Raw genomic sequence first — 21,292 nt, 5'->3', positions numbered from 1 at the left:
ATTATATAGTTTTTTCTATTAGATAATGATTCCTGTCTGCTGAGTTTCTGCTTACTAATTCAGCAAGAAAACCAGAAAGGAAAAGCTGAACACCAAGAATTACCGCTACCAGAGAAAGATAAAATAATGGTTGGTCGGTAACGTTTCTATATGACAAATTATTTATTGCACGATAAACTTTTTCGACCAGTAAATACACAGAAACTCCACCGCCTAAAATAAACATTATCATTCCCCATATTCCAAAAAAGTGCATCGGGCGTTTTCCAAAACGGGTAATAAATGTAACAGAAAGCAAATCTAATGGTCCTCTAATAAATCTTTCCAGGCCAAATTTTGTAGTTCCATATTTTCTTTCCTGATGCTGAACTACCTTTTCTCCAATTTTTTTGTAACCTGCCCATTTTGCCAAAACCGGAATATAACGATGCATTTCACCATAAACCTCAACGCTTTTAATTACCCGACTTTTGTAAGCCTTAAGTCCGCAATTCATATCGTGAAGCTTAATTCCGCTAATTCTTCGAACAGTCCAGTTATATAATTTACTTGGTAAATTCTTTGTCAATACAGGATCGTGTCTATTTTTCTTCCAACCCGAAACCAAATCGTAATTTTCTTCGGTAATCATTTTATATAACCCTGGAATTTCATCAGGACTATCCTGCAAATCGGCATCCATTGTAATAACAACATTTCCTTTAGCAGCTTCAAATCCACAATATAACCCTGCAGATTTACCATAATTCCTTCTGAATTTAATCCCTTTTACTTCCGGATTTTTAGAAGAAAGATTTTCTATTACCTCCCATGAATTATCATTACTGCCATCATCAACCATTATTACTTCATAGGAATATTTATTTTCTAGCATTACCTTCTTTATCCAATCAAATAATTCAGGTAAAGATTCAGCTTCATTAAATAATGGAACAACTATAGAAATGTCCATACTATTTATTTTCTTCGTTTATTTCTTTTTCTATCTCAGCCATAGCAGCATCGTAACCATTTGTTTTTTTCTTAATAAATGCAGATGTTATTAGCGAAAAAATGAAACCCCATAGCGTATAAGAAAATATTGTCATTATTGCAATTGAAAGAGGAGTCGTAAATTTTTTAGCCATTTCAAGAGACATTTCTAACTGCTCTTCCGGCAAACCCTGTTCGGCCATTTTCATTTCCATTAAATCATACATCTTCTCCATTGCACCAGTATCTATAAATTTTAGAAAAACAAACATATATACTGCAATAATTATAGATGCAAAAAGACTAATAAGTGTTCCTGAGCCAAGTGCTCTAGCATATGAAATTCGACCATTCTCAATCTTTTTCAGATATTTTGTTCCAATTATAATTGTAGAAATAATTACAGCATAATATAATAACGAGGATAATGAGCTCTCTTGAACATTAAAAAAATAAAGAATTATTGAAATAACTATAAGTGCAAACCCTCCTATTGCACCGAAATTCATATTATTTTTCCAGAATAAACCTCTTCGATTGTTCATGTTTTCAGATAATTATAATGATTTAACTACTACAAAGATATTAGTTTTTTTTCAAAATTTTTTTATATCCGTTAATTATATATAATTTTGCGCGGGGTAAGTCTTATACGACCAGCTCCCTTTTAACCCCCCCAGGTCCGGAAGGAAGCAAGGGTAGAAGGTTGTAGCGGTGCGATATAAGTAGCTTACCCTTCTTTTTTTGATAAACGAAAAGAAGGTTAAGCAAAATGCTTAAAAACATATCTCTGTTCCTGAGTAAAATCTCTCTCCGAAAATTCATATCGCTTTATTTTATCTTTTTTAAAGCACGGTAAAATGACAAAAAAAGAAATAACAGAAAATATCAGAGATTTTGCTTTAAAATTAGGTTTTACCGATTGTGGATTCTCAAAATCTGTTGAATTAACAAAGAATAAAGAAAGTTTAATTAATTCAATTAATAGTGGTTATACTGCAGAAATGGCTTATTTGCAAAACAATTTAGACAAAAGAGCAAACCCTGAATTACTAATAGAAAATGCTAAAACAATTATTTCTGTTTTATTAAGTTATTTTCCGCAACAAATTGAAAATAATTCTGATTATAAAATTTCTAAATATGCATATGGAAACGACTACCACGAAATTATGCATAATCTTTTAACAAAACTTTTTGAAAAAATAAAAGAAGAAATTCCTCAGGTAAATGGAAGAGCTTTCTGCGATTCGGGCCCAGTGTTCGAGCGCGCATGGGCAGAACGATCAGGACTAGGATGGATTGGAAAAAATAATTTATTAATAAATCCAACCATTGGGTCATTTGTTATAATTGGTGAAATAATTATTGACAAGGAACTCGAATACGATTTGCCTATTGAAGAACAATGCGGAACTTGTACATTATGTATAAATGCATGTCCCACTAATGCGCTAACTCCATATTCTTTAAATGCAACAAAGTGTATATCATATGCAACAAATAGCAGTAAAAGCGAAAATATTCCTGATTTTTTTATAGAAAAAATAAAAAACGAAATTTATGGATGCGAAATTTGTCAAACTGTATGTCCATATAATAAAGGAGTTGACAAAGCTAATAACAAATTCTTTAAACCTAATGAATATATAAATTGGAGTAACACTGACTGGGAAAATTTAACTGAAGAAAAATTCGAAATTAAATTTAAAAATACTTCAATAAACAATATAGGTTTCAAAAGGCTAAAAAGGAATATAGACTTTGTTAAGAATAAAAAGTAGACGCTGATTAACGCGGATAAACATTTATAAAAAAACGAATAAATATAAGTGAGAGAAATCAAAATGAATAACTATATTTTAGTTATTATTTTAAAAATAATCTATGAAAAATATTTTATGAAATTAGAAGTTTAATATTACACTATAAAAAAAAACACCTGCCGTTTTCACGACAGGTGTTAGAATAAACACTAATTAAAAAAAGAATCAAACTATAACAAATCTTCGTATCTTCTTTCAACTTCAGCCCAGTTTACAACCGACCAAAAAGCAGAAACATAATCGGGTCTGCGATTTTGATATTTTAAATAATAAGCATGCTCCCACACATCCAAACAAAGTACAGGAGTTCCTTTTTTATCAACAACATCCATTAATGGATTATCCTGATTAGGTGTTGATGAAACAAATAATTTTCCATTACTGTCAACCGAAAGCCATGCCCAACCACTACCAAATCTGGTTTTTGCAGCTGATTCAAATTCTTCTTTAAACTTTTCTATAGAGCCAAAGGTACTGTTTAAAGCATCGGCTAATTTACCTTTCGGAGCTCCACTGCTTTTTGGACTTAACATTTTCCAAAAGAGTGAATGATTATAATGCCCGCCACCATTATTTCTTACTGCAACAGGATATTTACTAATGTTTGAAATAATTTCTGATAATGGCAGCTTCTCAGCATCAGTTCCTTTTATTGCATTATTTAAATTTGCAATATATGCTGCATGATGTTTGGAATAATGAATTTCCATTGTAGCTTTATCAATATAAGGCTCAAGTGCATCATAACTATAACCTAATTCGGACAAAGAATACGGGTAAACTAATTTTGTTTCATTTGTTACTACTGTTTCCATTTTATTTATTGATTTTAAATTGTAAAATTGAAATGACGAAAGAATTATTATTCCATATATTGAAATTATTATTGTTTTCATATTTTCTCGAAAGTAAGATAATCTGTAGTTCCATTACCACCACTTACATCCTGAAGCCTTATGGTAACTGAGGTTTGTTCAATAATATGCCAATCATCATTGAGCTTATCTAATGGTGAACTGACTCCAAAATTTAAAATCAATTTTGGAGTACTATCATCGTTTCCAGATGACCAGGAGCCATTTGTATTATTACTATTAACCGAAGCTATAATGATTCCGGAAGAATTAAATACAAATTGGTAACCGTTAAAATAATAAGTTTCATCAGTTCCACTATCATGATATAATGTTACTTTCCAGTTGCCCTGCTGAATAATATTGCTAATATTATTGGAATTAGAAGTATTAGCAGAATTATCTTCTTTCTTACAGGAATTTAATACTAATAACACTGCTACTATTGCAAGGGTAAAAATTATTTTTTTATTTTTCATTCTTTTTGTTTTTGCAGATTTTATGACTTAACAACCTTCATTATTTAGAATACTATTATTGGATTCTGTAACATACCAATTGCTTAGTATTTTTTTATATGGTGTAACCGTTCCATAATTTAAAACTAATTTCATCATACTATATTCATTAACATTTGCAAACGAGTTAATGCCTTTTTGAGAGTTTCCAGCAGAAGAAATTAATAATCCGGAATTTTCTGAGTAGACCTTTTCCTTACAAGAATTCAATGATAATAACACTGCTACTATAGCAATGGTAAATAGTATATTTATATTTTTCATTGTTTTTAATTTTTAATCTTGAACAAAGATAATGCTTATTTAGACTAATTACAAATAGCGTTAATATTATTTAACTATTTTTTAATTATTCTGATTGTTCATTAGATCAAAAAGGTGTAATTTAGTTTATTAAAATTCTAATGATTTTATAATGCAGGAATCTGATTACTCAATTAAAATACAAGAGCTTGAAAAAATAATTTCTGATTTAAACAAAGAAAATCGGGAATTATTAAAACGTAATCTTGAACTGATTGAGCAAAATCGTAATTTAGGAGAAGGTTTAGAAAAAATTAATTCAAAAATTAACCTTGAATCAGCCGATAAAAAAAGTATCCGTTATAAAATGGTAACTGTATTTTTTGCTGATATAAAAGGATTTTCAAAATTAGCCGAAAAACAAAATGCAGAACTACTAATTGATGAACTGGATAGTTTTTATTTAATGCTTGATGAAATTATTGCATCCCATAACATTGAAAAAATAAGCTCTATTGGCGATACTTTAATGTGCGCAGGCGGCATACCAAAAAAGAACAGGACAAATCCAATAGAAATGGTTCTTGCAGCAATTAAAATTAACGATAAACTTAAAGAATTTCAAAAAGAGCTTTTTGGTGAGAATCAAATAATCTGGGAAATTTCTATGGGAATTCATACAGGACCGGTTATTGCTGCGGAACAGGGAAAAAAGAAAATAACATATGAATTAAAAGGTGAAACTGTAAATATTGCTAGTAGAATTGAATCTGCTAGTGAGCCTGGAAAAATAATTATTTCTGAAATGACTCGTGAATTAATTTCAGAATATTTTCGTTGCAGCTACATTGGTAAAATTCCTGTTAAATATGTTGGCGACATTAACCTTTATCAGGTTAAAGGATTTACACCCAAATATTCTGTTGACAAGAAAGGTTTGGTTCCAAATAAAAAATTCCAGGTTAAATTTCAGCTTATTAAATATGATGATCTGGAAGAATTCATGTTAGATAAGCTCGAACGCGAATTACCAAAATATTTGCATTACCATAATTTAAAACACACTATTGACGTAGGAATTCAAGCCGAAATACTTGGTCAGGGCGAAGGCATTTCGGATGAAGAAATGTTGTTATTAAAAACTGCTGCATTATTTCACGACTCCGGACAAACTATTCAAACCCGCGATCACGAACTTATAGGAACCAGAATCGCAGCATCTATACTTCCAAAATTTGGTTATACGAACGAACAAATTGTAGAAATTCAGCAAATAATAATGGCAACAAAGCTCCCACCACAGCCTAAAACATTATTGCAAAAAATTATTTGTGATGCCGATCTTGATTATCTTGGTAGAAGTGACTTTATTCCTGTTTCTAACACTCTATATAAAGAACTTCACGAACAAAATTTAATAGGCTCAATTAACGATTGGAATAAATTACAAATTAAATTTCTGACTCCACATCAATATTTTACAGAAACTGCTAACAAATTGCGCGAAGTAAATAAACAAACTCAGATTGAGAGACTTAAAAAAGAGATTACTGATTAGTAATTTTAAGTTTATTCAATACCATTTCAATTTTTTCTTCATTTGGTATTTCACAATTTATCCAGTTTATTTTAGTCCCCTTTTTTTCCATGCTTCTGAAGTAGGTCATTTGTCTTTTAGCAAACTGGTGAATTGCAATCTCTAATTTTGAGAAGAATTCTTTAAAATTGTATTTTCCGGTTAAATATTCGGTAATATATTTATACTCCAAACCATAATAAATAAGCTGATCTGCAGTTATTCCTCTATTTAATAATTGTTGTACTTCCTCAATTAATCCATCATTTAGCCTTTTGTTAAGGCGTTCGGTTATTCTTGTTCTTCTCAACTCTCTTTCACAGTCAATTCCAATAACCAAACTTTTTAATTCTGGATACTCTTTATTTATATTTGTATTACTCAAATAATATTCTTCAATTTCAATTGCTCTTACTGCACGTTTTACAGTATCCGAATCGCTTACATTATGAAGTTTTTTATATTTTTTGAGGATTTGGTTAAGTTCATCCAAAGTTTTATTTTCTAATTTTTCCCTTAAAGCAGTATTTATTGGAACATCTATTAACTTATACCCTTTTAAAGCTGCATCAATATATAAACCTGTTCCTCCACATAACACAGGAAAATTAGAATTTAATTTTATTTTATTAAATGCTTTTAAAAAGTCTCGCTGAAACTCAAAAACATTGTACTGATAACCAGTTTCTACAATATCAATAATATGATAAGGGACTTTAATACTTGCAACTTCATAATCCTTAATATCTTTGCCTGTTCCAATATCCATTCCCTTATATACCTGTCTTGAATCAGCACTTATTATTTCACCATTAATTTTACAACATAATTCGGCAGCAAAGCGGGTCTTGCCTGAAGCTGTAGGTCCAAGTATTGTTACTATATTATATAATGAAGTCATTAAGCTGTAAAAATATTATAAATTTGCATCTAAATTTATCTTATAACTAACTTATTTAATCAATTTAATCAAAAATTTAAATTAGACTCAAATATAAATGAACTTCAAAGCAATTTTTATAAGATCTAAAAATATACTTTTTAATCCGGTTGAAGAATGGATTAAAATTGATCAGGAAAAATCTGGTACAACTAATGCAATTTTTGGTTATGCCTTACCTTACATATTAGCAATATCAATTTCTTCATTAACTATTTTATTATTTACTGGAATAAGATGGTATTCTTTAAGTTTTGTTATAATTAATACTATAAGTAATATTATAACACCATTCTCAGTAATAATTTTTTCATCAATAATAATTAATGCAATTTCAACAAAATTTGAATCTGTAAAAAACATCAACAATGCATTTAAGCTTGTAATATATTCATATACTGCAGCCTTCTTAACAAGTATTGCTGCCGGATTAATTCCAATTGCATTATTCTCAAGTTTAATTGGAATTGCTGGGATATATTCCTGTTATACATTATGGACAGGTATATGTCCAATGATGAAAACACCTGATCATAAAAAAATCAGTTTTACTATTGTTAGTTTTGTAATTATTATGGGAACCTATGGAATAACATTCTTAACTTTAAATTTAATTTCAGTTGCATTTACATTAACTAATGCAACATTTAGATTTTAATATTAATGGGCGATAAAATAATAAGCAAAAACAAAAAGGCAGGATTTCAATTCGAAATTTTTGAAAAGTTCGTTGCCGGAATTGTATTAACTGGAAGCGAGATAAAATCTATCAGGCAAGGAAAAATCAACTTTGTTGACTCCTATTGTATTTTCATTAACAACGAGCTATATATTCGTGGTTTGCACATTGCTGAGTATACACATGGAGGTTATGCTAACCATGTTCCGGTTCATGATCGCAAATTGTTATTAAACCGAACTGAACTAAACAGAATACTTAAAAAAGTTAAAGAAAAGGGCTTTACTATTATACCAACTTCTTGTTTTCTTACAGAAAAAGGAAAAGCAAAATTTGAAATTGCAATATCACGAGGTAAAAAGCTTTACGATAAAAGAGAATCACTTAAGAAGAAAGACAGTAAAAGAGAAACAGACAGAGCTGATAAAGATTAAAATATCTTACTGATCAAAGAAGAAATCATTTAATTCATATATATCTTCGATGGTGAAATTTGTTCCGAAGTCGAAAAATTTATCGATAGCAATATTCAACTCTTCAACAGAAATATAAGCGTCATTATTAACATCTACAGGTTTAAATTTTTCGGGAATATCTAAATACATTGTTTTAAATTTCTTTATTCCACCAGATTGTCTGCATAAACTAGGATAGTAATCACATAATTTATTTGATAAAACAGCATTCGGTGGAGTTGATTCGGCAAGAATTTCATCTTCTGTAAAAGTAACACCAGATAAATTCACATTTGCATTTTTTGCAGATTCTAATTCTTTATCCAAGTAATTAGCAAAACCATCATTATCTTTATCAATAGGACAGCCTTTTGCGGTAACCTCTATTCCGGCCGGAGTTTCGAGGCATTCGTCCCACAAGTCAACAACACCATCACCATCTTCATCCTCTGCATCTAATGAAGAAAATAACACATCACCATAATGTGCTTCAAGTGCAGTAAGTTTTGGTGGTGAAAATAAATCATAATGTAAAGTAACATAAGTTACAATAAATTTATCTCCATGTTTTTTTCCTTGCCTGCTTCCTGTTCCTGCATCGCTAACATTATCTACATTATTATTAAAATTAAAATGATAGGTTGCACCTAATCTTACCGACAATCTATTTGAATAAGTATATTCAAAACCGAAGTCAATTGGAACAGCAAAAGCTACCTGTGGATATTTTCCTAAACCATCAAGATTAAGTTCACGGAGATCTGTTTCATATTTATAATCACGCTGCAATACCACACTATTTAATTCGGTTCCCTGAGATTCCGGAATATTTCTTATTGTTCCATCTGACCAGTAATTATAAAGAACTCCATTGGCATCGTACATATCAGCCTTTGAATTAAACTCAAAAGATTCTATTCCTAGGGACAAGAAAGGCATAACAACACTTGGCTTTTTAATCAAATGTTTAAAGTTATAGCTCAAATTAATACCACCAGCAAGAACTTCTGATTGAAAGTTTATATTTTTAGAAGGAAGATGAGCATTTCCAGTAAGTTTGCCAAATGTAACCTGAAAATTTAATTTTAAAAACGAATTTAAGTTTCTGGATACTGTCCCAATCCATGCATGTCTTCCAACCAAAGGATTTGAACTATAATTATCTCTAACATCTCCAAAGAAAGTAAAAACTCCTCGGCCAAATCCAACTACAGGTTTATAAACGGGGTTTTCTGCCTTTAAAGTTGTATCTAATAATAAATATTCATATGGTCCATGTTCAGCAGGGGTTGTACTTTTTGTTGTATCAACAAGCTGAACCTGACTCAAAACGAATCGGGGTAAAAAAATTATAACGCAGATTAATAGACACTTTGCCGACATTCGGTAAACTTTGTGCTTTTTTTACGAAAATAATAAAAAAATGTTTGTTATTGATACCATTTCTGATTAGCAATCATAATTGCTTCCTGAACTGTAATTCTGCTACCATTATTATATGCAGAAACAAAAGCATCGCGTATTGGGGTGGTTTCCCAAATCTTTACTCTGTGATCACGAGCTTCTTTATATTCTGAATGCGAACCAATAATATATTTATTCAGACCATTATTAATCTCAATTGACACCTGTTCGTTTACCTGCATTCTCTTAAAGTATGATACATTTAAATTTTTTCGATATGCACCAATCTGTACTTTATAATTAACACCATTCTCGGGACTAACAACCGTTTGATTATTTACAATCTGATTATTATTCAGGTTGTTTTGATTTTGGTTGTTATTCTTTGTCTGATTATTTAAATTATTATTAGTTTGGTTATTTGTTAAATTATTCTGGTTTTGATTATTTGTATCGACGTTATTTACGTTAGTCTGATTATTAGTTTGGTTATTTTGATTATTCTGTTGATTGGTATTATTTGCCATCAAACCAGTACCAAGAAATTCTTTATTCTCTATCGATTTAATTTTTGTACCCTCATTTTCTATATATGAAAGAGTACCTGTAATGTCTGGCATGTCAGAAGTAGGCGTTCCTGAAATAAGTCTATAACTTACCTGAAACTGATTATCGGCAGGAAGAGACATCCACAAAAATTTCACAGTATTATCCTTAAAAGAAAAAATACCATCTTTACTTTCAATGTTCGTAGCAGAAAACCCAGTTGGAATTTTTTCCTGAATTTTTGCAAATTTATCTTTCGAGAGATTGGCTGTGTTTATTAGTAAATTAACTGTTATTCCATCAATATCTCTTACAATCTGACGGTAACAATATATTTCATTCGCTGGAAAATTCTGTGTTAGAGTGTTATTAAGAACCTGATTAGAATTATTCGTGTTATTATTTTGGTTATTATTTGCAAGAGCACCCTGTGATTTAACTATTATTGTTTTTGAAGAAATCGCCATTGTTTTGCGCTCATTATCATATATATAGCTAAAATCACCGCCTAATACTAAAGGACCTTCAGCAGTTGAATCAACTTTAATTTTATATGTTAATGTAAAAACGCTATCTGTTGGAAGTTTTAGCCATATAATCTTTACTTTCTGATCCTTAAAAGTAAAATCGCCATTAAATGAATTTAATGCCGTTGCTGTATATCCAATTGGAAGATCTTGCTGATATCTTGCAAAACTTGCCAAATCAGTTTTGGTAATCGTTAATTCAACTGTAAAACTATCTCCGGGAGACACTTCATTAGGCGCATTTACTGAAACTACTACGTCACCTAAAAATAAATTAACGAGCAGAAAACCAATAAAATTCAGAAGCAGAATAAGATACTTAATCATAAATTAGTTCTTTGTTCAACTAAACTGCTCAAATGTAAGCATTAAAGTTGAAATTTTACAAGATTTGTAAATAATTATCAACAATTGTTAATAAAATTTGTTCAAAACTTCTGAATTTTTTACGCAGCAAAAGCTAAAATGTTATCAACAGATGTTAATAATTTAAAAATTGGGCTTATGTACGTATTTCTTGTAAAAATTATGAATATGCTCAACTGCCTCATCAGCAGTATCTACCAGATGAAATAAATCTAAATCGGCAATCCCAATATTATGTTCTTCGTTTAAAACAGATTTTTTAACCCAATCTATTAAGCCTTGCCAATAATCTTTTCCAACAAGAACAATTGGGAAACGGGCTATTTTATCTGTCTGAATAAGAGTAATAGCTTCAAAAAGCTCGTCAAAAGTACCAAAACCACCTGGTAGCGCAACAAACCCCTGAGCATATTTCATAAACATTACTTTTCTGACAAAGAAATAATCAAAGTGAATTAATTTATCTAAGTCAATGTAAGGATTTGGATGTTGTTCGAATTCTAATACAATATTAACACCAACAGAATTGCCTCCTCCTAATTTTGCACCTTTATTTCCGGCTTCCATAATACCAGGTCCGCCACCAGTTATAACACCATAACCCATTTGGGTTAATTTGTATGCTATTTCTTCAGCTAATTTGTAATATTTATTATCAGGTTTTGTTCGTGCAGATCCAAAAATTGAAACACAGGGTCCAATTTTAGAAAGCTTTTCAAATCCCTGTACAAATTCCGACAATATTTTAAATATTTGCCAGGAATCATGTGTTTTAATTTCGTTCCAGTCTTTATTTTCAAAAGCTCTGATAATTTTTTCTTCACTTGTACTCATAGTTCAAAACATTTATTTTTTTGATACGTTAATTTTTTATGAAGGTTAAGTTCTTCTTTTATAAATCGTGCAGTAAATCCAATTTCATTTTTTGCAATCTCCTCAGGTGTTCCTACTGCAACAATTTGTCCTCCCCTTGTTCCACCTTCCGGTCCCATGTCTATTATATAATCTGCCTGTTTTATTACATCTAAATTATGTTCTATTACAATTACTGTATTTCCTTTATCTGCTAGTTTATTTAATACATTCATTAATATTCTTACATCTTCAAAATGAAGTCCTGTTGTTGGTTCATCAAGAATATATAAAGTTTTACCAGTATCCTTTTTTGTAAATTCTGAAGCAAGTTTAATTCTTTGAGCCTCACCCCCACTAAGTGTTGTGGATGGTTGTCCTAATGTTATATAACCTAAGCCTACATCATTAAGTGCTTTTAATTTATTATGAATTGCAGGAATATTTTCAAAAAATTCAACTGCTTGTTTAACACTAAGCTCAAGTATATCACTAATTGATTTACCTCTGTATCTAACTTCTAATGTTTCACGATTATATCTTTTTCCATTACAATCAGTACATAAAACATACACATCAGGCAAAAAATTCATTTCTATTGTTTTAACACCGGCACCTCCACAACCTTCACAACGACCTCCTTTAACATTAAATGAGAATCTTCCGGCATTATATCCACGAATTTTTGAGGCAGGCATCTGTTCAAACAACTTTCTTATATCAGAAAAAATCTGAGTGTATGTTACCGGGTTAGAACGTGGAGTTCTTCCTATTGGTGACTGATCTACTTCAATTACCTTATCAATATTTTCTAATCCTTTTATATTGTTATATGGTAATGGGTTCTTTAAAGCTCTGAAAAAATGTTTGGATAATATAGGTTGTAAAGTTTCTTTTATCAAACTTGATTTTCCGCTACCAGAAACCCCTGTCACACAAATTAATTTTCCTAAAGGAATTTTAATTTCAACATTTTTTAAATTGTTACCTGTTGCACCAGATAAAATAATTGAATGTCCATTTCCTTTGCGTCTTGGATTTGGAACGCAAATAAATTTTCTCATACTTAAATAGTCAGCAGTCAAACCACCCTGAGTTAATATTTCTTCAGGCGTTCCTTCAGCAACAATCTCTCCACCATTTATTCCTGCGTTAGGTCCCATATCAATAACATGATCAGCAGACATTATCATTTGCTTGTCGTGCTCAACAACTATAATGGTATTACCGGCATCCCTTAATTGTTTTAAAGACTCTATCAATCTTTCATTATCTCTTTGATGCAAACCAATACTTGGTTCGTCCAGAATGTACAGTACATTTACAAGCCTGCTACCAATTTGTGTTGCAAGTCTGATTCTCTGACTTTCGCCACCAGACAAGGAAGCAGCAGGGCGGTTAAGGTTTAAATAATCAATCCCAACATCAAGAATAAATTTTAATCTGTTGCGAATTTCTTTTAAAATATCGCGGGCAATTATTGACTGTTTCTGAGAAATTCTATCTTCTATATTGTTAAGCCATTCATATAAATCGGATAAATTCATCTGGGATAATTCAGAAATATTTTTCCCATCAATTCTGAAATAAAGAGATTCTTTTTTTAGCCTAGCGCCATTGCAATCGGGACAAACTTCATTTACTACAAAATCATCTGACCATTGTTTTGCTTTTTGCGAAGTAGATTCATGATGCTGATTCAATATATAATTTACCAGACCTTCCCAATTTATAATATAATTTGAAGATATTCCCGGATAATTACCTTGCAACCTGAAAGTCTCACCTGAACCATACAATACAACATTTAAAGCATTTTCGGGAATATCACTAATTGGAGTTTTTAAAGAAAAATCATATTTTGCAGCAATAGCTTCAAGTTGCCAGAAAATTAACGAACTTCTGTATTTACCCAAAGGAGCAAAAGCACCTCTGGCAATAGAAAGAGTTTTATCAGGAATTATCTTATTTAAATCAACTCTTGAAAAACGACCCAATCCACCACAATGAGGGCAAGCACCTTGAGGTGAGTTAAATGAGAAAGTGTGAGGTGCAGGTTCATTATATGAAATTCCACTAGTTGGACACATAAATGAGCGACTAAAATATCTGACTTTTTCAGTTTCCTTTGTTAGAATCATACATACGCCATTACCCTGCTTCATTGCCATTTGCACCGACTCGCGTAAACGTTTTTCTGATTCTTCGGAAACTTTAATTCTATCAATTACAAGTTCAATGTTATGAACTTTATAGCGATCTACTTTTAAACCAAACTTAAGTTCTTTTATTTCATCATCAATTCTTGCATACAAAAAACCTTTACGTCTTAAACGATCAAACAACTCCTGATAATGACCTTTACGCCCTTTTACCAACGGGGCTAAAATAGTAATATTTTCTCCTGTAAATTGTTCGTTAATTAGAGCATTAATCTGAACTTCGGAATATTTTACCATTTTTTCTTCGGTTACATATGAATATGCTTCAGATGCACGAGCATATAGTAATCTAAGAAAATCATAAATTTCTGTTGTAGTACCAACCGTTGATCTTGGATTTTTGCTTATTGTTTTTTGTTCAATTGCTATAACCGGACTAAGTCCTGATATTTTATCAACATCAGGTCGTTCAAGGTTTCCTAGAAAATTTCTTGCATAGGCAGAAAATGTTTCAATATACCTTCTCTGACCTTCGGCATATATTGTATCAAAAGCCAAAGAAGATTTTCCACTTCCACTTAAACCTGTAATAACAGTTAATTTGTTACGAGGAATTACAAGGCTTATATTTTTCAGATTATGAACTCTTGCTCCTGAAACTTCAATATTTTCCTGCCTTCTAACAGCAAGCTTATCAATCATCACTTTATCAGAATTTATTCAGGTTTTTTAATTGTTGAAGTATCGACAACTTCTTCGTTAAGCAATCCGGAGTCTTCCCAAATTTTATTTAAATCGCGATAGCCAGATTTTGGTAACTGTAGAATATACTTTTTGCCTTGTGTTACAGTTAGTGTATTTTGACGTAGCCAAGGGTTAAAATATTTCAACATTTTATAATTAACTTCTTTTAGCAATGCAAAATTTGCTAAATCGGTAATAGAAGTATCAATTATTAATTTATCAGTAGGTATGGGAGGATAAAGATCTTTTTTTCTATAATGGAATCCATAATTTTTAGGATTTGCCATTATTGTTTTAATTGCAATAATTCGAAAAACATAACGCGACGTTTCTTCATTAAGCATTAAATCATAATATGAAGTAACTTTTTGTTTTTTTATTTGGTTATCTACCCCTCCCATTCCGGCATTATAAGAGGCTGCAACCAATGCCCAATCTTTATAATAGACATAACAATCATTAAGATATTTACATGCAGCCTGAGTAGATTTTTCTAAATTATAGCGCTCATCAATTTCATCTGTAATTTCTAGCCCATATTTTTGTCCGGTTGATTTTATAAATTGCCAAAATCCGGTTGCTCCGGCAGGACTTACAACATTAGACAATCCACTTTCTGCAACACACAAATACTTAAAATCGTCAGGTACTCCATTCTTTTTAAGAATAGGTTCTATAATAGGAAAATATCTATATGCACGTTTAATAAAAAGAAATGCTTGAGAATGCCAATATGTATTAATTAAAAACTCACGATCTAGATTTTCATAAACATCAAAATATTCTAGAGGTACCTTCTCGCCAGCAAATGTTAAATTATCAGGAAATTCTATAGCAAAAACAGCATACTTACTATTAAATTCCTCCACATATTTTTTGTCTTCAGGAGATTCAGTTTTTTGTCCAGAAAAACTAAACAGACTTATCATTAACCATAATAAACAAAGTGCAGTAAATGTTGAGGCTAATTTAATCCAGAATTGCTTTAAGCGATTATTATCAATCTTTTTCAATTTCAACAGGTTTTGTGATACGAGTATTTACATATAAAATAAAGAGCGCAAAGATACCATAGATTAACGAAAATACACATAACCAAAATGAAATTTGTTCGTTTGTATTTAATATAAGTATTGATAAGCCAACAGAAATAATATTTATTAAAAAATACAACCTTGCAATCTTTGGTTCCGAAATTCCTCTATAACTTAGAAAATGCGTAGTATGATCTCTGCCTCCAACAAATGGAGATTTCTTTTTTAAAAGTCTATTTATAGTTACAGTAGATGTATCAATAATAGGAATTAAGAAAATCAGAAAAATAACAAATACATGAAAAACAGAAGGATGAATATTAATATTAACAGGACTATTCCAAAAATAAATTATACTAAAAGTTCCTAAAAAAGCCCCGAGCATTTGACTGCCACTATCTCCCATATACATCTTTGCAGGGTGCCAGTTAAATTTCATAAATGTTAATAATGAAGCGAATAATGCTAAGAAAATTATCAGGTCAAGTTCTCTTCCTCCAATCAAAATATTCTGACAAATAAGACCAATTATTACAGTAATAGAAATTGTAGAAGTTATTGCATCCATATTATCAAGCATATTTATTGAATTCATAATGCTTGTAATCCAAAAAATTGTAAAAAATATATTAAAATAAAAATTGGAAGATATTTCTATAAATACTCCACCTCTTATTAGTATTACAGCACATGCAACCTGAATAGCAAGTTTTAGTAAGGGTGAAGTACTAATCATATCATCAGCCAGTCCCATTAAAAATGAAATAGCTAGTACAATTCCAATATAAATATATTTGGGTTCGATAGATAAAATATTATCCTGATAAAGCAAATAAGCTATTGCAGAAATTAAAAGGGAGACAAAAAATGTAATTCCTCCAGAGACTGGTTTTGTTTGGCTACTCCATCTAATACCATTAAGGTTTGCTTTTCTTATATTGTACTTTGTTGATTTTTTAAATAAAAACTGATGTATCAAAAATGTAACAACAAGTAATACAAAAAAATAAATAGCAAGCAATATGTGATTAAATTGTAAAATCATGATTATAACTTGGAAATAATTTTAGCAACAAATCCCTTTTTCTTTTTCTTTTCAGAATCGTCATAATAATCTGTATGGTAATCTGTGTTGCCATAACCGTAACCATATCCATAACCATAGTTATATCCTCCGTATCTTGATTTTTCCAAATCAATACCATTTACTACAACAGAGAGATTTAAAATATGTTTTTCTTCTAAAAGATGGTTTAGATTATATAAGAATGCCCGCTTAGAATAATTTGCTTTAATAACATATATCGGGAAATCACATGTTTTAAAAATATCAAGAGCATCGGTAACAAGTCCAAGAGGTGGAGTATCTATTATAATCACATCATATTTTTGCTTTAATGTCTCTATCAGAACAGCAATATCGTTACTTGCTGTTAACTCGGAAGGGTTTGGAGGTATTGGTCCTGCAGTTATATAATCCAGATTAGCTATTTTAGATCTTTTTACACAATCTTCAATTGTATTTTTCTTAATAAGAATTGTGCTTAATCCTTTACTATTATCAGTATTAAAGCATAAATGAAAACGAGGCTTTCTTAAGTCTAAGTCTAGTAATATTACTTTTTTGCCCTGAATTGCAAAAATTCCTGCAAGATTTAGTGCTATAAATGTTTTTCCTTCGCCACTAATTGTTGACGAAACTGCAATTGTTTTAGATCCTTCAATGTTTTTTAGAAAATCCAGGCTTGATCGAATTGACCTGAATGATTCTGAAAAAACTGAATTTGGCTTAACGTCAACCAGAAGCTGTGAAACAGGGAGTTTAGTTTTATATAACGGCACAACGCCAACAACAGGTACTTCAGAGTAAGATCTAATATCTTCAGGTGATGTTATCTCGTTATAAAGTAAATATCTTAAAATAATAATACTTGCATTTAAAACCAATGCAACTACCATAAAAAGAATAATTATTGAGTTTCTTAACGGTGCAATTGGTGTTGAAGGAACAACAGAATTTTCTAAAATAGTATTCTGACTTATTGAACCGGCCTGAGATATTAAATATTCAGCCTTTTTTTCTAAAAGCTTATTATAAAATTCTTCATTTATGGTGTAAAGTCTTTTTATTTTTAAAAAATCAAGATCCATTGCAGAAGTATTTCCATATACTTTTATTTCATACTCTGTAAGCTTTTTTGTAAGTGTTAATCTTTTGTCGATTGCTCTGTTATAGTTTGATTTTATTAGATCAATTAAAGTTTGTTTTTGGGTTTCAATCTGCTTCTCAATTACTTTAATTTGAAAACTATTTTGAGTCTGATTGTTTAAATAAATATCTCTTTGCGAAATAAGAGTTTGCATCTGATTTAATAAACTAATTAATATACCATCGCTGTTTGAAGGTAATAATGAAATTAAATCATAAACTTTAATATTTGGAGCTTTTGCAATTTCATCTAAAACTTGTTTTAATGAAGATATTTCTACCTCTACATTATCAATTTCTTCCTCAATTCTTGACAAAAGTGTTGCATACCTATCAACACCCGACACAGCACCATCTTTATCACTTCTTACTTGATTCTTAACACCAAATTGCATTAATAATCCTTCAATACTATCAAGTTGGTGATAAATAATATCATTCTGAACTTCAATAAAATCTAATATTTTCTGTGAACTTTCTTTCTTTTTCTCTACATCGTATTTAATAAATTCCTCGGCAATGGTATTAACCATCTCACTTGTTTTTTGAGCATTGTTATCAGTAAAAGAAATCTGAATAGTATTTGCTTCTGCATTAAGTAAAGTAACTTCAAGCTGACTGCTATATTTTTTAAATACTGATTCCGTATCATTTATTGTAAAATAAAATGATTCGGATTTTACTTTTTCAGTTTGAGCATTAATTGCAGCTAAGTCACTTATATGCAGGTTTATTTCAAAGCCTCCAATATCGCTCCATGTATTAGGATTAACCTCTTTTTCTACTGATTTATCATTAATTGTGTATTTTAGCAAAGCAATCCCTTTTGAGTTAAAAGAGATATAAATCGGCACATTATATAAATTACCTTTAGCAACACGAAAATCAACGGTAAATGGGGTTGCCCTATAAAGCTCGTTTTCTAAAAATGTACCCTGAGAATAATAACTAATACCTAAAGGTAGCTTGTTAAATGTTCTTTTTAAAAATTCTTTCGACCTTACAAGTTCAATAGTTTGCATACTGTTAATTTCTTCAACAGCACTTGTAAGGTTTAAAACTTTATTTGCAGTTGTATTCTCATTTTTCAACTGAATAATAGAAGAAGATTTATAGATTGGTTGAGTGTACCTTAGATAAGCAAATGCTCCAAAACCCGCAGCAATAAAAACTAAAATAGAAAGTAAAATACTTCTTTTAAAAACCTGTACAAAAATATTAAAGTCGAACTTCTCGTTAAGTATCGGTATGTTTTTGTGCTCCATTTTTCTATTTTAAGAATAATCCGTAAATAAATAAAGCACTTGTTAACAAGCCAATATATGGAGAAATTTCTGAAATAACTCTTGATGCATATTTTGGTCTCGATTCAACATAAATTATATCGTTTGCCTGAAGAAGAAAATTTGCACTTTTCATATCTTTTAAATCTCTGACACTAAATAGAAATACTTCAGGATTATTTAAATCGCCTCGTAATAATTTAATTTTATGTGATTTTGAAAAATCTGTAATACCACCTGACTCTGCAATAGCTTCAATAAGAGTATAATTCTCGTTATTTAAAGGTAATACTTTTCCTGCTGCCGAACCTCCTGAAAAAACTATGATTCTTTTATTTGTAACTGAAATTAAAATAAATGGGTCAACAAAAAATTCTTTATACTTGTTTTCCAACAATTTTTCAGCCTCGCGAATAGTTTGTCCGGCAATCTGAACTCTTCCAATAGTTGGCAATTTTACAAGCCCATCGTATTCAACCGAATACGACATACTGGTTTGTAATTGAGCTGTTGTTTGCGAAACATCAACCAGTTTAAAGCCATCATTTGCAAAAACTTTAACATCTAATTTATCAAAAGGCTGAATTTTGTATTCTTTTTCTGAAGGTTTAAATTCTGAATATTTAAATTCAGGATCTGTTTTAAACATTTCGTTTGAGTTAATAGTACGACACGAAAATGCTGAAATACAAACAACAAACAGAACAATAATTTGTAATATTTTATTTCTTTGCAGTATTTTCACAAGGTAGTTTTAATTAATTCTTTCGCTTATTTGCTGCCAAAAATACAAATTTTAAAAATATTAACGATTTAAGAATGCTAATATCTTGATTTTTCGAATAAAAGTTTTTCATAGTATTTGGCAGTATCTTCAACTAATCTTGAATAATGAAACTTACTTTTAACAAAATCCCATCCTTTTTCAGACATAGAATTTCTTAGTTCCGGATTTTGAATCAAAGTCTCTAAATTTTTATAAAATGTTTGATTATCACCTGTTTCAGATAACAATGCGGTTTTTCCAGGAATTACAATATTTGAAATTCCACCCACATTAGTTGATACAATTGGTCGTCCTGATGCCTGAGCTTCAATTAAACTAACAGGAGTTCCCTCATTATTAGACGTAAGTGCGACAATATCAAGTCCTGCATATGCATAATCAACTTTTCGCATCCAACTTGAGAAACGAATATCAGGTTTTAAAGTAGTTGTTCCATTTGGACTTATAACCAAATTTAAATTATGTGCTAAATCTTCAATTTCGGTACGACATTCGCCATCACCAATAATAAAACCTCGTATTTTTTTCCCTGTACTCTTTTTTACATTTGCAATAGCTTCGACAAAAAGGGAATGATTCTTTATTGGAACAAGTCTGCCTACAATTCCTACTGCAATTTCATCATTATCTAAATGATTTTCAGCTCTGAATATTTTTCGTTTTTCTTCTTGGTTCTCATGAAACCTTAATAGATCGAATCCTAAAGGTATAACTGTAATTTTTGATTGTTCGGCTATATTATAAATTTTTGAAAGCTCTTCTTTTTGAATATCGCTAATCGCGATAATTCCAGAAGATTTTTTAGCCAACCTTCTCTCAATAGTTATAAAAGTTTTAGTTTTCAGCAAGTTGAAATATGAATGAAAGACATGTCCATGAAATGTATGAACTACAACAGGAACTTTCATACTAAATGCTGCTCTTCTGCCTAACATTCCTGATTTTGAAGCATGTGTATGAACAATATCTGGTTTAAATTCTTTAATTATTTTCTTAATTTTATTGTAAGCAGCTACATCCTGAAATGCGTTAATTGATCTACGCATCTCGGGAATTATAACTGAGTTAATGCCTAACTGATCAAGAATATACTCTGAACTATCCTCATCATCATTCTTAATCCCTCCAATTAACATTGTTTCATATTCAGGACTTAAATATTTTGTTAAGTAAGCTGCGTTGTATGTTGGTCCTCCTAAATTAAATCTATTTACAATACGTAAAATTCTTTTCATTTTAATGGTTCAGTATGATATGTACTTAATACGTAAAACAGGTGTTTTTACGTTGATTAATTATTATAGGTTATAAAAAA

At 30.4% G+C, this 21,292-nt stretch carries 19 protein-coding genes and 1 other RNA gene; 5 read left to right on the top strand and 15 right to left on the bottom strand.

The genetic code is table 11. The annotated features are described in order from the left end of the window. Position 1: 1 nt before the first annotated feature. Together HY951_00210 and HY951_00205 are read right to left on the bottom strand one after the other, a co-directional pair. A complete protein-coding gene (locus tag HY951_00210) occupies positions 2-952 on the bottom strand; it encodes a glycosyltransferase family 2 protein (protein ID MBI5538454.1) in 951 nt (316 codons plus the stop codon). Position 953: 1 nt separating this feature from the next. Further along, positions 954-1,517: a DUF4199 domain-containing protein gene (locus tag HY951_00205; GenBank protein ID MBI5538453.1), complete on the bottom strand. Its 564-nt coding sequence runs from the start codon at positions 1,515-1,517 to the stop codon at positions 954-956. 94 nt (positions 1,518-1,611) lie between these two features. On the opposite strand from HY951_00205, the gene ffs reads away from it, so the two are divergent. Next, an RNA gene (ffs, locus tag HY951_00200) (signal recognition particle sRNA small type) lies at positions 1,612-1,711 on the top strand. Positions 1,712-1,832: 121 nt separating this feature from the next. Continuing rightward, positions 1,833-2,756, top strand: coding sequence for a tRNA epoxyqueuosine(34) reductase QueG (gene queG / locus HY951_00195; protein ID MBI5538452.1), 924 nt, complete (start codon positions 1,833-1,835; stop codon positions 2,754-2,756). A 212-nt stretch (positions 2,757-2,968) separates the two neighbouring features. Here queG and HY951_00190 read toward each other — a convergent pair whose 3' ends face one another. From HY951_00190 to HY951_00180, 3 genes are all read right to left on the bottom strand, one after another. Further along, on the bottom strand, positions 2,969-3,613 hold the full coding sequence (locus tag HY951_00190) for a superoxide dismutase (protein ID MBI5538451.1): 645 nt from the start codon (positions 3,611-3,613) through the stop codon (positions 2,969-2,971). A gap of 77 nt (positions 3,614-3,690) precedes the next feature. Continuing rightward, entirely contained in the window at positions 3,691-4,023 is a 333-nt protein-coding gene (locus HY951_00185) for a hypothetical protein (GenBank protein ID MBI5538450.1), read from the bottom strand. A gap of 135 nt (positions 4,024-4,158) precedes the next feature. Continuing rightward, positions 4,159-4,434 (bottom strand): hypothetical protein, encoded by a 276-nt coding sequence (locus HY951_00180; GenBank protein ID MBI5538449.1) that lies wholly within the window; start codon positions 4,432-4,434, stop codon positions 4,159-4,161. A gap of 151 nt (positions 4,435-4,585) precedes the next feature. Here HY951_00180 and HY951_00175 point away from each other — a divergent pair, with 151 nt between their 5' ends. Continuing rightward, positions 4,586-5,971, top strand: coding sequence for an HD domain-containing protein (locus HY951_00175; GenBank protein ID MBI5538448.1), 1,386 nt, complete (start codon positions 4,586-4,588; stop codon positions 5,969-5,971). Here the strand turns inward: HY951_00175 and miaA are convergent. Further along, a complete protein-coding gene (gene miaA, locus HY951_00170) occupies positions 5,961-6,890 on the bottom strand; it encodes a tRNA (adenosine(37)-N6)-dimethylallyltransferase MiaA (protein MBI5538447.1) in 930 nt (309 codons plus the stop codon). The two genes, HY951_00175 and miaA, sit on opposite strands and share 11 nt — an antisense overlap. Before the next feature lie 97 nt (positions 6,891-6,987). Here miaA and HY951_00165 point away from each other — a divergent pair, with 97 nt between their 5' ends. Then, positions 6,988-7,587 (top strand): YIP1 family protein, encoded by a 600-nt coding sequence (locus HY951_00165; protein ID MBI5538446.1) that lies wholly within the window; start codon positions 6,988-6,990, stop codon positions 7,585-7,587. 5 nt (positions 7,588-7,592) lie between these two features. After that, complete coding sequence (gene smpB, locus HY951_00160; GenBank protein ID MBI5538445.1) at positions 7,593-8,042, top strand: SsrA-binding protein SmpB; 450 nt, start codon at positions 7,593-7,595, stop codon at positions 8,040-8,042. A 6-nt stretch (positions 8,043-8,048) separates the two neighbouring features. Here smpB and HY951_00155 read toward each other — a convergent pair whose 3' ends face one another. The 9 genes from HY951_00155 to HY951_00115 all read right to left on the bottom strand — a co-directional run bounded on the left by HY951_00155 (position 8,049) and on the right by HY951_00115 (position 21,212). Further along, positions 8,049-9,392 carry a hypothetical protein gene (locus tag HY951_00155; GenBank protein MBI5538444.1) on the bottom strand — a complete coding sequence of 448 codons (1,344 nt, stop codon included), beginning with the start codon at positions 9,390-9,392 and terminating at the stop codon, positions 8,049-8,051. 101 nt (positions 9,393-9,493) lie between these two features. Beyond that, the gene (locus HY951_00150) at positions 9,494-10,867 is read right to left on the bottom strand and encodes a hypothetical protein (GenBank protein ID MBI5538443.1); all 1,374 of its coding nucleotides are present in this window, start codon (positions 10,865-10,867) and stop codon (positions 9,494-9,496) included. A 162-nt stretch (positions 10,868-11,029) separates the two neighbouring features. After that, the gene (locus HY951_00145; GenBank protein MBI5538442.1) at positions 11,030-11,740 is read right to left on the bottom strand and encodes a TIGR00730 family Rossman fold protein; all 711 of its coding nucleotides are present in this window, start codon (positions 11,738-11,740) and stop codon (positions 11,030-11,032) included. Beyond that, a complete protein-coding gene (gene uvrA, locus HY951_00140) occupies positions 11,737-14,622 on the bottom strand; it encodes an excinuclease ABC subunit UvrA (protein MBI5538441.1) in 2,886 nt (961 codons plus the stop codon). The genes HY951_00145 and uvrA overlap by 4 nt, the downstream gene beginning before the upstream one ends. 14 nt (positions 14,623-14,636) lie before the next feature. Next, complete coding sequence (locus HY951_00135) at positions 14,637-15,593, bottom strand: lytic transglycosylase domain-containing protein (GenBank protein MBI5538440.1); 957 nt, start codon at positions 15,591-15,593, stop codon at positions 14,637-14,639. Between the two features lie 70 nt (positions 15,594-15,663). Continuing rightward, positions 15,664-16,743, bottom strand: coding sequence for an undecaprenyl/decaprenyl-phosphate alpha-N-acetylglucosaminyl 1-phosphate transferase (locus tag HY951_00130; GenBank protein ID MBI5538439.1), 1,080 nt, complete (start codon positions 16,741-16,743; stop codon positions 15,664-15,666). 2 nt (positions 16,744-16,745) lie between these two features. Beyond that, the gene (locus HY951_00125; GenBank protein MBI5538438.1) at positions 16,746-19,172 is read right to left on the bottom strand and encodes a polysaccharide biosynthesis tyrosine autokinase; all 2,427 of its coding nucleotides are present in this window, start codon (positions 19,170-19,172) and stop codon (positions 16,746-16,748) included. A gap of 4 nt (positions 19,173-19,176) precedes the next feature. Further along, the gene (locus HY951_00120; GenBank protein MBI5538437.1) at positions 19,177-19,935 is read right to left on the bottom strand and encodes a polysaccharide biosynthesis/export family protein; all 759 of its coding nucleotides are present in this window, start codon (positions 19,933-19,935) and stop codon (positions 19,177-19,179) included. 77 nt (positions 19,936-20,012) lie between these two features. Next, positions 20,013-21,212, bottom strand: coding sequence for a glycosyltransferase (locus HY951_00115; protein ID MBI5538436.1), 1,200 nt, complete (start codon positions 21,210-21,212; stop codon positions 20,013-20,015). Positions 21,213-21,292 lie beyond the last annotated feature (80 nt).

Source organism: Bacteroidia bacterium, from assembly GCA_016218155.1.
In the GTDB taxonomy this organism is placed as follows: Bacteria; Bacteroidota; Bacteroidia; order Bacteroidales; family GWA2-32-17; genus GWA2-32-17.
This window is presented reverse-complemented; position numbering and strand designations above follow the sequence as displayed.

Bases quoted from the DNA above. Each gene is read 5' to 3' on its own strand.
- HY951_00210 (MBI5538454.1), bottom strand. From the start codon at position 952: ATGGACATTTCTATAGTTGTTCCATTATTTAATGAAGCTGAATCTTTA.
- HY951_00205 (MBI5538453.1), bottom strand. From the start codon at position 1,517: ATGAACAATCGAAGAGGTTTATTCTGGAAAAATAATATGAATTTCGGT.
- queG (MBI5538452.1), top strand. From the start codon at position 1,833: ATGACAAAAAAAGAAATAACAGAAAATATCAGAGATTTTGCTTTAAAA.
- HY951_00190 (MBI5538451.1), bottom strand. From the start codon at position 3,613: ATGGAAACAGTAGTAACAAATGAAACAAAATTAGTTTACCCGTATTCT.
- HY951_00180 (MBI5538449.1), bottom strand. From the start codon at position 4,434: ATGAAAAATATAAATATACTATTTACCATTGCTATAGTAGCAGTGTTA.
- HY951_00175 (MBI5538448.1), top strand. From the start codon at position 4,586: ATGCAGGAATCTGATTACTCAATTAAAATACAAGAGCTTGAAAAAATA.
- miaA (MBI5538447.1), bottom strand. From the start codon at position 6,890: ATGACTTCATTATATAATATAGTAACAATACTTGGACCTACAGCTTCA.
- HY951_00165 (MBI5538446.1), top strand. From the start codon at position 6,988: ATGAACTTCAAAGCAATTTTTATAAGATCTAAAAATATACTTTTTAAT.
- smpB (MBI5538445.1), top strand. From the start codon at position 7,593: ATGGGCGATAAAATAATAAGCAAAAACAAAAAGGCAGGATTTCAATTC.
- HY951_00150 (MBI5538443.1), bottom strand. From the start codon at position 10,867: ATGATTAAGTATCTTATTCTGCTTCTGAATTTTATTGGTTTTCTGCTC.
- HY951_00145 (MBI5538442.1), bottom strand. From the start codon at position 11,740: ATGAGTACAAGTGAAGAAAAAATTATCAGAGCTTTTGAAAATAAAGAC.
- uvrA (MBI5538441.1), bottom strand. From the start codon at position 14,622: ATGATTGATAAGCTTGCTGTTAGAAGGCAGGAAAATATTGAAGTTTCA.
- HY951_00135 (MBI5538440.1), bottom strand. From the start codon at position 15,593: ATGATAAGTCTGTTTAGTTTTTCTGGACAAAAAACTGAATCTCCTGAA.
- HY951_00130 (MBI5538439.1), bottom strand. From the start codon at position 16,743: ATGATTTTACAATTTAATCACATATTGCTTGCTATTTATTTTTTTGTA.
- HY951_00125 (MBI5538438.1), bottom strand. From the start codon at position 19,172: ATGGAGCACAAAAACATACCGATACTTAACGAGAAGTTCGACTTTAAT.
- HY951_00115 (MBI5538436.1), bottom strand. From the start codon at position 21,212: ATGAAAAGAATTTTACGTATTGTAAATAGATTTAATTTAGGAGGACCA.